Source organism: Vibrio sp. CyArs1, assembly GCF_022432925.1.
GTDB lineage: Bacteria > Pseudomonadota > Gammaproteobacteria > Enterobacterales > Vibrionaceae > Vibrio > Vibrio mediterranei.
This window is the reverse complement of the sequence record NZ_JAKRBO010000002.1, coordinates 202,564-218,634: the sequence shown is the minus strand read 5'-3', so window position 1 is coordinate 218,634 and position 16,071 is coordinate 202,564. Positions and strand designations below refer to the sequence as shown.

Below are 16,071 nucleotides of genomic sequence, written 5' to 3'. Positions count from 1 at the left end.
CTAACTTGCTGATTGCACTGAGCCATAAAGTGTCTGATACAGTCCTTCTGCTTCGACCAATTCGACGTGCGTTCCTGATTGAGTGACTTGTCCATCTTCCAGAACATAGATGAGATCGGCCTGTTTTACTGCTGAAAGTCGGTGAGCGACGATCAATGTGGTGCGGCCTTTCAAAAACTCAGTCAATGCGGTGTGTAAAGCCGCTTCGGTAGCAGTATCGAGTGCAGACGTCGCTTCATCAAGGATGACGAACTGCGGATCGCTTAATATCATTCTAGCAATAGCGAGTCGTTGACGTTGTCCTCCGGACAACCGAATACCATTGCGACCAATTTGTGTTTCTAGACCGTCGACTAACTTGTCAGTGACGTCTTGTAGCTGAGCAACTTTGAGCGCATTCCAAATGGAGAAGTCGTCATACTCTCTGCCAAGTGTCAGATTATGCCTCAAGCTGTCATTAAAAAGTATAGGTTGCTGTAAAACAACAGCAATTTTATCTCGAATTATGTCGAAACCTATGTCGTCAGTGTTAACACCATTGAAGCGAATGATGCCACTGCGTTGTTTATAAACACCGATAAGTAACTGAATGAGCGTTGACTTGCCCCCACCACTTGCTCCCACCAGTGCGACCTTCTTACCCGCTGGGATATGCAAGTCCAGTTTATTGAGTACGTCTTTGTCTTGATCATAAGAGAAAGAGACGTTTTCAACAGCAACATCTACCTCGCGATCAGCTTTGAATGGATTGACTTTACTAATGGCGCGCGGCTCTTCTTCCAATTCGAGTAAACTGTTGATTCTTATTAGTGCGGCTTTTGCGCTATACCAAGAGAACTGAATACCTAATAATTCCTGAACAGGGCCTAACATGAACCACAAATAGCCGAAGACCGCGAAGATTTGCCCTATGGTGAGATCGCTGAATAACACCATAACCATTGCGATGGCTCTGAAAAGCTCAAATCCAATTAAGAAAAGAAGAAACGACAATCTACCTGCGGCTTCAGACTGCCACGCGTATTTATCGGCGTTACTGCGAACTTCATCGGCTTGTTCTTTGAGCTGTTGTAAGAAATCTCGCTCTCGATTAGCAGCTCTAAGTTGATAAATACCATCAAGTGTTTCAACTAGGCGATTTTGAAACTTTTCGAACGCTTGGTTTTCTTGTTTTTTTAGATGCTTAACCATTCCGCCCAATTTTCGGGAGAAATAGACGACGATTGGGTTGACCAATAGGATAAACAGGCCTAGTCGCCACTCTAACCATAGCAAGACGATAGCGGTGCCTAAAACGGTTAGGAAACTAATAATAAATTTGCTTAACGTTGAGCCAATAAATTGGTCAATGGTTTCAATATCAGTAATTAAATGCGCATTAATGCCGCCACTACCGCGAGTCTCATATTGTTTGATGCTGATACGACCGAGCTTATCTATCATCTTGCATCGGATTTTATAGGTAATGGTTTTAGAAACCAGCGTAAACTGGCGACCTTGCAGAATATTTAGACCTTGGCTGACAGTACGCATAAGAACGACGAGTACTAAGGTAAGAGCGATGTAGCCGATAGGTGTCTGCCAACTACCTAACATGATCATATTCATATACTGCAAACCAGTGGAAGGTTGGTTAAGCAGAACTTCGTCGACCATCAGTGGCATCAATAGTGGGATAGGGACGCTAATGAGTGTAGCAATAAGAGCGATAATATTCGCCGCAATAAGCCGAGACTTATGATTTTTTACTTGAGTTATTAACCAGGAACGGCTAATAGTGTCTTTCGTACTTGTCATGCTTTTGAGAATAGTTCCTATTACGATTTTGAGGCATTGTACTGGTATTGTAAGATATTGAAAGTGTTATTGATGGACATATCATGAATCTAGAAACCTATGAACGCTTGGCGAAACAGGCCACAGCACTCATTGAATCCGAAACGGATTTTATTGCTAACCTATCTAATATTAGTGCACTTCTTTTTATGGAGTTAGATGATCTTAACTGGGCCGGCTTTTATTTAATGAAACAGGGCGAGTTAGTGTTGGGACCTTTCCAAGGAAAACCAGCGTGCGTCCGCATTCCAGTCGGCCGTGGTGTCTGTGGCACTGCGGCAGAAACCAACACCATACAACGTGTATACGATGTACACGCGTTTGAAGGTCACATTGCATGTGATGCTGCAAGCAATTCAGAGATTGTGATTCCATTTTCTATCGGTGGTGAAGTAGTCGGCGTCTTAGATATTGATAGCCCAACAATTGGTCGATTCAGTGAAATCGACGAAGAGGGACTAAAAAACTTCATGAATTCGGTAGAAAAGGTGCTCAATTCACATACAAACGCGGCTTAAAATGAAATTTGCCTGTGGTTTTTCTAGTGCAGGTCACTATAATACCAAGAATATTTTTCTTAATGCTTCGCGGATAACCGCATTAACCAGGAACCCACATGGAAAACACTGAGAAGTTGAAGAACAGCAAAGAAATTATCGCGTATATTGCTGAATGTTTCCCTAAATGCTTTACTGTAGAAGGTGAAGCAAAACCACTTAAAATTGGTATCTTTCAAGATCTTGCTGAACGTTTAAAAGATGACGAGAAAGTCAGCAAGACTCAGCTACGTGCAGCGTTAAGACAATACACTTCTTCTTGGCGTTATCTACACGGTGTAAAACCGGGTGCAGTGCGTGTTGACCTAGATGGCAATGAATGTGGTGAGCTAGAAGCTGAGCATGTTGAACACGCGCAAGCTACACTGGCTGAAAGTAAAGCTAAAGTTGCAGCTCGTCGTAAAGAACAAGCTCAGAAAGCTCGTGAAGAAGGCAAGGCAAAACCTAAAGCTAAAAAGCCTCAAGCACGTAAGCCACAAAACAATACTAAGAAACCAGCGAAAGTAAATACGCCAGTTGAAACGCGCGCTTTGAATGCAGATGAAATGATCATCGGTAAGCAAGTAAACGTAAACATGGGCAAAGGGAACATGGCTGCGACCATTGTTGAAATCAATAAGGAAGATGTGCGCGTTCAGCTAGTAAATGGCCTACAAATGGTTGTTAAAGCGGAGCACCTGCGCGCATAAAGGAGAAATTCCTACGCATGAAGTGCCGTTCAAAATTATCGATAGTTGCTGCTAGCCTTTGGCTAGCAGCTTCATCAGCTCACGCTTTGGAAGCGAAATTTGAAAAATCAGATATCCCTACCTTGGCTCCCGAAGTACAACATGAAACAGCCAGTAAACGCGTAACTTCTCGTTTTACTCGTTCTCACTACAAACACTTCACTCTAGACGACGAATTTTCAAAAGCGATTTTTGCACGTTATTTGGAAATGCTCGACTACAACCGAAATATCTTCACACAAGCCGACATAGACAAGTTCAACTCTTGGTCGACTCAGCTTGATGATCAACTCAAAGCTGGTAATAACCAAATTGCATTTGATGTGTATAACCTTTCGATGCAGAAACGTTATGACAGATTTGCATACGCGTTATCTCTGTTAGACAAAGAGATGAAATTCGATGTCGATGAAAGCATTACGTTAGATCGTTCAGAGGCCGCTTGGCCAAAGGATGAAGCGGAGCTTAATGAGCTTTGGCGTAAACGCGTTAAGTATGATGCGTTGAATCTGAAGTTGGCTGGCAAGAATTGGGATGAGATAAAAGAAACGCTTGGTAAACGTTACAACAACGCAATCAAACGCCTAACTCAATCACACAACGAAGATGCATTCCAAATTTATATGAATGCGTTTGCAAGAGAAGTTGATCCTCATACTAGTTATTTATCTCCTCGTTCTGCAGAACAGTTCCAGTCAGAGATGAATCTGTCTCTGGAAGGTATTGGTGCCGTTCTCCAACTCACTGATGACTATACTGTTATTCGTTCTCTAGTAGCAGGTGGTCCGGCATCTAAGAGTAAGCAATTAGGCGAAGGCGATAAGATCATCGGTGTTGGTCAAGATGGTGAAGAAATCGTAGATGTCATCGGATGGCGACTTGATGATGTAGTACAGCTTATCAAAGGTCCAAAAGGCACCAAGGTTAAATTACAGATTTTACCTGACGGCAAAGATGCTAAGGCGACAGTTGTTGAAATCGTTCGTGACAAGATTCGTTTAGAAGACAGAGCCGTTAAGTCTGAAGTTATCGAGAAAGACGGTAAGAAAATTGGTGTTCTAGAGGTACCGAGTTTCTATGTTGGTTTATCTAAAGACACAGACAAACTAATTACCGAGCTGAAAGAAAAAGGTGTCGACGGCATCATTGTTGATTTACGCAACAATGGTGGTGGTGCCTTGACGGAAGCCACTGCAATGTCGGGGCTTTTTATTGAAAGTGGCCCGGTTGTACAAGTACGAGACAGCTATGGTCGAGTCAATGTAAACAGTGATACTGACGGTAAAATCAGCTATCAAGGCCCATTGACTGTACTCGTTAATCGTTATAGCGCCTCTGCCTCAGAAATTTTCGCAGCTGCAATGCAAGACTATGGTCGTGCAATTGTATTAGGCGAAAACTCATTCGGTAAAGGTACAGTTCAGCAACACCGCTCACTAAACCATATCTATGATCTATTCGATAAAGAGTTAGGTTACGTACAATATACTATCCAGAAATTCTACAGAATTAATGGTGGTAGTACGCAGAACAAAGGCGTAGTGCCAGATATCGCCTTCCCAACGCCAATCGATCCTGCTGAAACTGGTGAGAGTGTTGAAGATAACGCACTACCATGGGATAGCATAGATAAAGCGAAATACAGCGAGTTACAACGTAACGATGAAATGATCGCATCGCTTACGATTAAGCATGAAGAACGCATTAAATCGGATATGGAATTTGGATTTATCGCAGAAGACATCGCTAAGTACAAAGCTGAAAAAGACGACAAAACGTTATCTTTGAATGAAGCTGCACGTAAAGCGGAAAGCGATAACAATGATGAGCTTAGATTAGAGCGCGTCAACTTGCGTCAAAAAGCGGCGGGAGAAGAGCCATACAAAACTTTGGATGACATCCCGAAAGATTATGAAGTTCCAGACGCTTACTTAGATGAAGCCGTGGCTATTATGGTCGACATGGTAAACGCCAAATCTTAACGTATTCAAACTAAACAAAAGCGAGCCTAGTGCTCGCTTTTTTAATGCTTGTCCTCGCTTGCCTCAGATTTGATACTTAAAATTAAAAATCGTGATTTAGATCAAAAAATTTCGCAATCTCGTATTAATCCACCTAAGCTTATTATAACTGTGAGGGGGATACATATGAGATGGATTACACTACTTTTATGTGTTTTGTCGTTTGAGGTGCTGTCTGATACACGTAAAGATAACAATGACTTAACTCAGTTTGACCAACCGTTTCTGTTGGGAGATTGGTATTTAGTAAACCCGAGTCCAGAAGAAGGCCCGGACACCTTTTTAGCAATCAAGTTATCGCTGGGTTCCAACTACACTTTTTCGATAGACATTCAAAAACAAGATTACAGTATTGAACATTGGGAAGGGTTGTTTACCGCCAATGATGATACGATCATTCTCGGTCTAAACAGTGATGAACCACAGGTCTATAACTATAGTGGTAACCATAATATGCTTAATCTTAATGGAGTCGTCTTTACTAAAGCGTTGCCCAATGCACTCGCTGGTATCTGGTCTTCAGTTAGTGTGAGTGGTGATGACAAGCACGCTCAAGAAATTGCGAGAATGGATTTAATCCTTCAGCCAGATTTTGTGTTTACGTTTCGTGTAAGTTCAAGCGATGGGGATGAAGCGATTCATAGTGGCGTCTACTACACCGAAAATGATCACATCGTGTTGCTTTATAAAGACGGTGAACACGATGCAACTTATACATTAAATCAGGATGAACTGACTTTAGAGGTAGAAGACGGTGATATGTTTGCTGTCCTCAACCGTATTCGCTAGCAACACAGGCAGTTACTCAAAAGCGTCAACTTAGTTTGACGCTTTTTTTGTATCCAATTCTGCACAGTAACAGTTCTAAGGTATATAATCGTCGAGGATTAAGCTAACTATGCTAACGATAATAATATAAGGACAAAGGATGACCGAGTCAGCACCTAAAGCCAAATACCGTAGCGACTATCAAACACCGTCGCATACTATCACAGATGTAAATCTTACTTTCGACCTTCATGAAACCCAAACTAAAGTGACCGCTGTTTCCCAAGTTAAGCAACTTGGTGAGGCAACAACCTTGGTACTTGATGGAGAAAATATCGAACTTATTCAAGTCAGAGTGAATGGAGAAGCTTGGAGTGATTTCATTACTAATGATTCCGGTTTGGAGATTTCTAATCTGCCAAAAGAATTCGAATTGGTGATTGAAAACCACATTTCTCCGTCAACGAATACTGCTCTTGAAGGTTTATATATTTCTGATGGTGCTTACTGCACTCAATGTGAAGCCGAAGGTTTCCGACGTATTACTTATTTTTTAGATCGACCAGACGTTCTTGCTAAATACACAACGAAAGTCATCGCAGACAAGACAGCTTTCCCATACCTCCTAAGTAATGGCAACAAAATCGAAGAAGGTGAATTAGAAAGTGGTAAACATTTTGTTACCTGGGAAGATCCACATCCAAAGCCTTCCTATCTCTTTGCTCTTGTCGCCGGTGATTTTGATGTATTGCGAGATATATTTAAAACACGTTCAGGTAGAGATGTCGCACTGGAAATATTTGTAGACAAAGGCAATCTCGATCGTGCTAATCATGCGATGGTTTCACTAATTAATTCGATGAAGTGGGATGAAGAACGGTTCGGTCTTGAATATGACTTAGACATTTATATGATCGTTGCGGTCGATTTCTTCAATATGGGTGCAATGGAGAATAAAGGCCTCAATGTCTTTAACTCTAAGTTTGTTTTGGCTAACGACCAAACCGCTACAGATACTGACTACTTGGGAATCGAAGCTGTTATTGGTCATGAGTATTTTCATAACTGGACAGGTAACCGAGTGACTTGTCGCGATTGGTTCCAGTTGAGTTTAAAAGAAGGTTTAACGGTATTCCGTGACCAAGAATTTTCTTCGGATTTAGGCTCTCGCTCTGTTAACCGCATCAATAATGTTCGTATTATTCGTGGCCCTCAGTTTGCTGAAGATGCTAGCCCAATGTCACACCCAATAAGACCTGACAAAGTCATTGAAATGAATAACTTCTACACTTTGACGGTTTACGAAAAGGGAAGTGAAGTTATTCGAATGATGCATACGCTGCTAGGTGAAGACAAATTCCAAGCAGGTATGAGATTGTACTTTGAAAGGCATGATGGCACTGCAGCGACGTGTGAAGATTTTGTTTCCGCAATGGAAGATGCATCGGGAATCGATCTGAAGCAATTCCGTCTTTGGTATAGTCAATCGGGTACGCCAACATTAACGGTTACCGATAGTTACGATGAATCTGCGAAGACTTATACGCTTAACGTTTCTCAACAAACTCAGCCAACTCAAGATCAAGCCGAAAAGCAAGCGTTACACATTCCGTTTGACGTAGAACTGTATGATGAAAAAGGAAATTCTCTAGAGTTACGTTGTAACGGAATCGAGTTAAATAACGTGTTAAATGTAACCCAGAGTGAACAAGAATTTGTCTTTGAGAACATATCTTCGAAACCTGTGCCTTCAATGCTTCGCGAGTTTTCAGCTCCGGTTCGTCTCGAATTCGATTACAGCGATGAGCAATTAGCCTTTTTAATGATCAATGCGAAAAACGATTTTGCTAAGTGGGATGCTGGGCAAATGTTGTTGGCAAAGTACATTAAATCGAATGTTATTTCTGTTCAAAGTGGCATTAGTGTAGAACTACCGAGCTTGGTAATTGATGCATTTCGAGGCGTACTACTGAACAAAGATCTAGAAGAGGCGTTCATTGCTGAAGCATTATCTTTGCCAAGCTTTAATGAAGTAGCCGGCTGGTATAAAACTGTAGATGTCGATGCAGTTTGCGACGTGTTGAAAGAGATTAAGTCACTGCTAGCAGATGCGTTACAAGATGAATTGTCTGCGTTATACCACACGTTAACTCAAGCCGATTATTCGATTGAGCATGACGCAATTGGTAAACGCTCGTTAAGAAACCTTTGTCTACAGTACTTGGTGAACGTTGATGAGTACCAATACTTGGCCGAGCAACAATATCGTGATGCCAACAATATGACGGACACTATCGCCGCTATGACTGCCGCAAATAGTGCTTCACTTTCGTGTCGTCAGCTATTGATGGATGATTATAGTGAGAAATGGAGTCATGATGGACTGGTTATGGATAAATGGTTTGCCTTACAAGGGGCCAATCCATCAATCAACGCTCTAGAGAATGTTAAACATTGTATGTCACACAAAGCGTTTAGTTTAAGCAATCCAAATCGTACTCGCAGTTTGATAGGTTCTTTCTTGAACATGAACCCACGTCGCTTCCATGATATCTCGGGTGAGGGCTATCAGTTTGCTGGTGAGATATTGAGTCAGTTAAATGAATCAAATCCGCAAGTAGCGTCACGTTTAATTGATCCGTTGCTCAAGCTGAAGAAGTACGACGAAAAACGTCAGGAACTTATCAAAGTCGAATTGAATAAGTTACGCAGTTTGGACAACTTAGCTAAAGACTTATTTGAAAAAGTCACAAAAGCACTAGAGTCATAATCGATAAATAGCCAATACTGTATATATGAACAGTATTGGCTTTTTCTTAAATAAACCTAAGGAAAATTACTTAAATTGCACAATATTTAAACAATATGAAACAGTACTGCTTTAATCTCAATATTTCGTATCAGAATTACCTTGCTCATTACACTGGTCATGCATCCAGTATTTTGGTGGTGACCGATGAGCGTTTAAAACTGCAGCTTCCCGCAAGTCGCTTTCGACCGTTTTTGACACAATTAGGCATTAAAGGTCGCTTTAGATTGATAACTGACCAGAACAATAAGTTTATACGGTTAGAATCACTGTAACCGCTCCAAATTATAGTGATATGAATAAGTGCATTAGTCACACTATCAAACATTTCCCTGAAACTTCTTCCATTTTTTATTAACTCTTTCTCAATAAAACTTTTACAATATAGAACAAGCCTACATCCCTCATAAAAACAAAAAAGTGGAGCGTTTCTATGACCACGCGCGAACCAGTTGTTCCGGTTCTACTGGAGAAAGTATACAAGTTGATTGAATCCAAAGTTGAAGGGAGCAATCAGCCTTTAGTAACTAAACTCGCCAAACATATTTTTAGCAATGTTTCCCCCGATGATTTGCTACAAAGAAATGAATCAGATCTTTACGGTGCTGTTGTTAGTTTATGGCATCATCTCAATGAGAAAAAATACGATGAAGTGTCGGTTCGGGTATTCAACCCGGCGGTCAGTCGTCATGGGTGGCAATCAACTCACACTATTTTAGAAATCGCCGTTCCAGATTCTCCGTTCTTAGTTGACTCAGTCAAGATGGCTCTTAATCGAGTAGATTTGACTTGTCACATCATGCTTCATGGTCCGACTCAATTTGAACGCGATGAACAAGGGCAGATAACATCAGTTAATGAAGGGAAAGGGCACTTACAATCGATTTTCCATATCGAAATCGACCGTTTAAGTGACAAAGCTGAAATGTCAGCGCTTAAGGATGAGTTGGTTTCTATATTCGAAGACACTAGTTTGGTCGTTAACGAGTGGGAGGCGATGTCGGATAAGCTTAAGCAAATCACAAAAGATCTGGTTAAGAACAAAAAGAAACTTCCAATGGAAGCCGATCGTTTTGATGAAACCATCGCGTTTTTAGATTGGGTTGGTAACCACAATTTTACCTTTATGGGCTACAAAGAGTTTGATCTCATCAATGAAGAGGGTGACTCCATACTCAAACCTACCGAAGATAAAGGCTTAGGCCTGTTCGCCAGTGAAGAACGTGTCCGTTCGGTAAAAATTTCTGAGTTTTCCGACTCGGCACGCCTAGAAGCGAAAAAGCCTTTCCTACTTATTCTTACCAAAGGTAATAAAGCAAGTCGTATCCACAGACCCGCGTATACAGATTACATCGGAATCAAGAAATTCGATGCAAATGGAAAGGTTGTGGGAGAACATCGATTTACTGGCCTGTATACATCAGCCGTGTACAACCAAAGTGTATCCACCATTCCACTAATTCGCGAAAAAGTTGATCGTATCTTGGATGCTAGTGGATACCGAAATGGATCTTATTCATATAAAGCGCTTCGTAATATATTAGAAAACTATCCGCGCGATGAACTACTTCAAGCAAAAGAAGAAGAATTGCTTGAGATAGGTATGGGTGTGGTTCAAATGCAGGATCGTGACTTGATCCGCTTGTTTGTTCGTAAAGATCCGTTTGGTCGTTTCTTTAGCTGCATGGTGTATGTTAGCAAAGATCGTTATAACACTCAGCTTCGAAAAGATACACAACGGATCCTTCAAAACTACTTTGGCTGTGAGCAAGAGGTTGAGTTTACGACTTATTTCTCCGAAAGCCCTCTGGCTAGAACCCATTACATCGTAAGGGTTGATAACAATAATATGGATATGGATGTGAAGGCGATAGAAAGAAACCTAATGGAAGTATCAGCGTCTTGGGATGATCGTCTTTCGGAAGCTATTGTTGCCAATTTTGGTGAGAGCAAAGGGTTACCGTTATCGAAAGTATATTCAAGAGCATTCCCGCGTTCATATAAAGAAGACATGATGCCGACCTCTGCTGTGGCGGATATTGAACGACTTGAATCCCTTGATGAAGATAATAAGTTGGGCATGCTGTTCTACCGACCACAAGAAGCGGCGGCGGATTCCAAAGAAGTTAAACTGAAACTATATCATCGTGATGAACCAATACACTTATCCGATGTAATGCCAATGCTTGAAAATCTTGGTCTGCGAGTGATCGGTGAATCACCGTATGAGATCGTTAAGTCAGATGGCGGAACATACTGGATCCTAGATTTTGCAATGCTACATAAGAGTGATGCGGTTGTCGATCTTCGAGAAGCTCGCGATCGATTCCAACAAGCATTCGCTGCAATTTGGTCTGGTGGTTTGGAAAGTGATGGTTTCAACCGTCTGGTACTAGGTTCCGGCTTAACTGGTCGTGAAGTGTCAATCTTAAGGGCGTATGCGCGTTATATGCGTCAAGTCGGCTTCCCATTCAGCCAACACTATATTGAAGACACTCTGAATCATTACCCAGATCTAGCAAAAGACCTAGTTGAGTTATTTGCACAGCGCTTTATGCCTTCTCTAAAAGGAAGTAAGAAAGGGCAACAACGTGTTATTGATAAGATTCACAAACAGTTAGATAAAGTAGAAAGCTTGGATGATGACCGTATTATCCGCCGCTATGTTGAAATGATTTCGGCTACACTGCGTACAAACTACTATCAGAAAGATAACAATGGTGTTAACAAGCCTTGGTTATCTTTAAAGCTTGAGCCAAAGAACATTCCAGAAATTCCAGCTCCAGTACCTGCGTTTGAAATTTTCGTTTATGCGCCGGACATTGAGGGTGTACACCTACGTGGTGGTAAAGTTGCTCGTGGTGGTTTGCGTTGGTCAGATCGCCAAGAAGATTTCCGTACTGAAATACTTGGGTTGGTGAAAGCGCAGCAAGTTAAGAACACGGTGATCGTGCCTGTAGGGGCAAAAGGTGGTTTTGTTTGTAAACGTCAACCTCAACTATCATCACGTGATGAGATATTTGCTGAAGGTCAACGCTGCTATAAACAGTTCATCAGAGCGTTATTAGATGTATCCGACAACATTATCGAAGGTGAAATTATTCCACCGAAGAGTGTTGTTCGACATGATGAAGACGATCCGTATTTAGTAGTAGCTGCGGACAAGGGGACTGCGACGTTCTCTGACTTGGCCAACTCGGTATCAGATGAATATAACTTCTGGTTGGGTGATGCGTTTGCTTCCGGTGGTTCCAACGGATACGACCATAAAGCAATGGGCATTACCGCTAAGGGTGGCTGGGAGTCAGTTAAACGTCACTTCCGTGAAATGGGCATTGATTGTCAGAACGAAGACTTTACTGCTATTGGTGTTGGTGACATGGCAGGGGATGTATTTGGTAACGGTATGTTGTTATCGAAGCACATCAAACTTCAAGCTGCGTTTAACCACATGCATATCTTCATTGATCCAAACCCACAATCTTCAGCGAAAAGTTGGGAAGAGCGTAAACGATTATTTGATCTCCCACGCTCGAGTTGGGAAGACTATGATCCGAAATTGATCTCAAAGGGCGGTGGTGTTTTTGCTCGCAAAGCAAAATCGATCACGTTAACTCCTGAGATCCAAAAAATGCTTGGGACCAAGAAAGCATCCATGGCACCAAATGATCTTATTAAGATGATTCTCTCCATGGAAGTCGATCTACTTTGGAACGGTGGTATCGGTACTTACGTTAAATCTAGCGTTGAAACGCATACTGATGTAGGTGACCGCGCTAACGACGTATTACGCATCAACGGCAACGAATTGAAAGCCAAGGTAGTTGGTGAGGGCGGTAACTTAGGTATGACTCAATTGGGGCGTATTGAGTACGCTTTAACTGGTGGTCGTGTTAATACTGACTTTGTTGACAATGTAGGTGGTGTAGATTGCTCCGATAACGAAGTTAATATTAAGATCTTCTTGAATGGTCTGGTGTCTAACGGTGATCTGACGGTCAAACAACGTAATGAAATCCTTGAGTCAATGGAAGATGAGGTTGGCGAGATTGTACTAGATGATGCTTATTGCCAGTCAGAGTCTATATCAGTAACAGAATTCCAAGGCGTATCGTTAGTCAAAGAACAGATTCGTTTCATACATACGCTAGAAAAAGCAGGTCACTTGGATCGTGGTTTGGAATATATTCCATCTGATGAAGAGCTGATTGAGCGCGAGAAACAAGGCATTGGAATGACAAGACCTGAGCTCTCAGTGCTGGTGGCTTACGGTAAGATGGTATTGAAAGAAGAACTGGTGACTGATGAGATCGCGACCGATGCGTATCATCAGCAGCAACTGACACAATACTTCCCATCTGAGTTACGCCGTAACTACATAGAAAGTATGTCAACGCATCCTCTGAAGGCTGAAATCATCTCTACAATGCTTGCAAATCAGATGGTTAACGAAATGGGATGTAATTTCGTGACTCGTCTACAAGAAGAGACGGGTGCCACAGTAGTTGATATTGCCAACGCATACGCAGCATCTAGAGAAATCTATGGTTTTGCATATACTTTCGAGCAAATACGTAAACTTGATAATATTGCCAGTTCAGAAGCGCAATATGAGCTGCTGTTTATTGTACGCCGCACATTACGCAGACTTGCTCGTTGGATCTTGAGAAATCGACCTGGCAAACAGTCGGTTGAGCAACTCGTTGCGCGCTACCGTGATGATGTTATGAAAGTAGAGGAAACACTTGAAACTTGCCTTGTAGCTGAAGAAGTAGCGGAACATCGTCTACAAGCTGAAAACTGGGTGGAGCAAGGAGTAGGAAAAGAGCTGGCCAATTATGTAGCTCGTTTATCTAGCCTACTATCCGCTGTTGATATTTCGGAAATCGCGGCAGAAGCTAACTTTAGTGTTGAGCAAGCCTCTAAACTCTATTTCCATCTCGGTGATCGTCTATCATTGCATTGGTTCTTAAACCAAATAAACAGTCAAGGCGTTGACAATAATTGGCAAGCTCTTGCTAGGGCAGCATTCCGCGAAGATCTAGACTGGCAGCAACGTTTGTTGACAGCGCAAGTCCTTAAATGTGGCTGTGGTGGCGATAACGAAGACGTTATCCTGTCACTTAATAATTGGATGGAAACTAATGCGAGTAGTTTGCTTCGTTGGGAAAATATACTCAACGAGTTCAAAGTAGGTAATGTTCATGAGTTTGCTAAGTTCTCTGTAGCACTCCGAGAATTGAGCTTGTTAAATTTAAATTGTGCAAACACACAATAAATAGATACTGCTAACCGGTTTTATTAAGTGATAAGCGCCTTTTATAGGCGCTTTTTTATTGTCGAGAGAATAATGAGTGACAATGTCACATAATTTGTGTTTTTATTCGTCTAATCGTTTGCGTTTTCGCGAGAAAACTAAAAACTTCATTGCATGTTCAAACAAATAAGTAAATAATACCACCCCGTTTACACGGGTTTTCTATCGGAGGCACAATGCTTTACCGTCTTGCCAGAACTGGCTTTTTCCAACTTGATGCCGAAAAGGCTCATGATCTCGCTATTCAGAACTTCAAACGTTTTACTGGCACTCCTCTTGATCTAGCATATCGTCAACAGCTTCCTAATCGTCCTGTTGAATGTATGGGGCTGACTTTTAAGAACCCTGTAGGTCTTGCTGCAGGTCTTGATAAGAATGGCGAATGCATCGAAGCGTTTGGTGCTATGGGCTTTGGTTTTGTGGAAGTAGGGACTGTGACACCTCGTCCTCAACCAGGTAACGACAAGCCTCGTCTTTTCCGTTTAGTTGAAGCTGAAGGGATTATTAATCGAATGGGTTTCAATAACCTAGGCGTCGATAACCTTGTAGAGAACGTAAAGAAAGCAAAATTTGACGGTATTCTAGGTATTAATATCGGCAAGAACAAAGACACTCCGATCGAAAAGGGTGCTGAAGACTACATTATCTGCATGGAAAAGGTATACGAGCACGCTGGTTATATTGCCGTAAACATTTCCTCTCCAAATACTCCGGGACTGCGCAGCCTTCAATATGGTGAAGCACTTGATAAGCTGTTAGAAGAACTGAAAACGAAACAAGCGGAACTTGCTGAAAAACATAATAAATATGTACCTTTGGCATTGAAGATCGCTCCGGATCTTGGTGACGACGAGATTGGCCAAATCTGTGAATCGTTGATCAAAAATAAAATTGATGGCGTGATCGCAACGAATACTACGTTGGATCGTTCTATCGTAGAAGGAATGAAGCATGCGAATGAAGCTGGTGGCTTAAGTGGGCGTCCAGTTCAATCACGTAGTACCGAAGTAGTGCGTCTACTTGCTGAGAATTTGCAAGGTAAGCTGCCAATTATCGGTGTTGGCGGCATTGATTCCTATGTTTCTGCGAAAGAGAAGTTGATGGCAGGTGCAACACTCGTCCAAGTTTACTCCGGATTCATTTACCATGGTCCAAAACTTGTTAAAGACATCGTTAAAAACCTGTAATTACTGAAAAGTTACTGGGTCTAACATAAGAGAGGGGGAAAATTGTTTTCCCCTTTTTTTTTGCGTAATCGTTTGTAGAATTATATTCAACTGACAAAAAAGGTAATTAAGCGTTTTACCTAACAGTCTGATTATTCTTTAAATATAAGAGACGGAACGATGCTTAAACCCAGCGATACATGGATCTGGTATATGGATGAGGACGAAGGTTCTCTCATGCTGGATTTGGGAGATGAGATGGTTTTTAAAACCAATCTTTCCCGAAAGCTCCTTGTCGACTGCGCGATGGGTCAGAACAACTTTACTGTAGATGACGCATCCGCGTTCCAAACCTTTAAAGACCAAATAAGCATATTGGGGCTATCTGAGCCTCGACAGGCTGAACTCACACTCTATTGTGTTGCAGCCAAGCGCTTCCATAAGCCCGTTCAGCCAAAGAGTTGGTTCTTTGACCATCAAAATGGCAGCTATCAACCCCAAGAAGGCGATTTAGTCCGATTAGTTAATCAACATTCGGAAGGTTTCTTTATTGTCCTAGAAGTCGGTGAGAGCGCTAGCTTATGTGCCTTAGTCGATTTAGAGTCATTCAGTTTGACGCCAAGTAAAGGTGTTCAATTTGGCCAGAGCATTAAAGTCATGCATGACAGAATGGCTTGTGCGCACCAATTTATGAGAATTAACCAGCCCATTGCTCTTGTCGGTTAAGAGCTTAGTAGGGTAATTCGAGCGCAAAATGCGCCAAATAGAAAAAGCAGTGGCAGCTTTTAGTAGTACACAACGATTCCAAAAACGTTCCTCGTAGAAATTTATCGGCCTTCATGGCCGATTTTTTTTGCCTCAATCCTAGA

General features: G+C 41.8%; 10 protein-coding genes. 9 read left to right on the top strand and 1 reads right to left on the bottom strand.

Features of this window, described 5'->3' with window-relative positions; all coding sequences use genetic code 11:
* Positions 1-1,797, bottom strand: a complete 1,797-nt coding sequence (locus tag MMA19_RS07630; protein ID WP_240205916.1) for an ABC transporter ATP-binding protein — start codon at positions 1,795-1,797, stop codon at positions 1-3.
* Positions 1,798-1,880: 83 nt separating this feature from the next.
* On the opposite strand from MMA19_RS07630, the gene MMA19_RS07625 reads away from it, so the two are divergent.
* From MMA19_RS07625 to MMA19_RS07585, 9 genes are all read left to right on the top strand, one after another.
* The gene (locus MMA19_RS07625) at positions 1,881-2,354 is read left to right on the top strand and encodes a GAF domain-containing protein (protein ID WP_240205915.1); all 474 of its coding nucleotides are present in this window, start codon (positions 1,881-1,883) and stop codon (positions 2,352-2,354) included.
* Positions 2,355-2,452: 98 nt separating this feature from the next.
* A complete protein-coding gene (gene proQ, locus MMA19_RS07620) occupies positions 2,453-3,082 on the top strand; it encodes an RNA chaperone ProQ (RefSeq protein WP_006074539.1) in 630 nt (209 codons plus the stop codon).
* A 17-nt stretch (positions 3,083-3,099) separates the two neighbouring features.
* Positions 3,100-5,103: a carboxy terminal-processing peptidase gene (gene prc / locus MMA19_RS07615; protein WP_240205914.1), complete on the top strand. Its 2,004-nt coding sequence runs from the start codon at positions 3,100-3,102 to the stop codon at positions 5,101-5,103.
* Positions 5,104-5,268: 165 nt separating this feature from the next.
* The gene (locus MMA19_RS07610; RefSeq protein WP_240205913.1) at positions 5,269-5,931 is read left to right on the top strand and encodes a hypothetical protein; all 663 of its coding nucleotides are present in this window, start codon (positions 5,269-5,271) and stop codon (positions 5,929-5,931) included.
* A 139-nt stretch (positions 5,932-6,070) separates the two neighbouring features.
* Entirely contained in the window at positions 6,071-8,680 is a 2,610-nt protein-coding gene (gene pepN, locus MMA19_RS07605) for an aminopeptidase N (RefSeq protein WP_240205912.1), read from the top strand.
* A 95-nt stretch (positions 8,681-8,775) separates the two neighbouring features.
* The gene (locus MMA19_RS07600) at positions 8,776-8,994 is read left to right on the top strand and encodes a DUF2835 domain-containing protein (protein ID WP_006074533.1); all 219 of its coding nucleotides are present in this window, start codon (positions 8,776-8,778) and stop codon (positions 8,992-8,994) included.
* A 158-nt stretch (positions 8,995-9,152) separates the two neighbouring features.
* Positions 9,153-13,997 (top strand): NAD-glutamate dehydrogenase, encoded by a 4,845-nt coding sequence (locus tag MMA19_RS07595; protein ID WP_240205911.1) that lies wholly within the window; start codon positions 9,153-9,155, stop codon positions 13,995-13,997.
* Positions 13,998-14,212: 215 nt separating this feature from the next.
* Positions 14,213-15,223 (top strand): quinone-dependent dihydroorotate dehydrogenase, encoded by a 1,011-nt coding sequence (gene pyrD, locus MMA19_RS07590; protein ID WP_240205910.1) that lies wholly within the window; start codon positions 14,213-14,215, stop codon positions 15,221-15,223.
* A 159-nt stretch (positions 15,224-15,382) separates the two neighbouring features.
* Positions 15,383-15,928 (top strand): cell division protein ZapC, encoded by a 546-nt coding sequence (locus MMA19_RS07585; protein ID WP_038230493.1) that lies wholly within the window; start codon positions 15,383-15,385, stop codon positions 15,926-15,928.
* Positions 15,929-16,071: the final 143 nt, after the last annotated feature.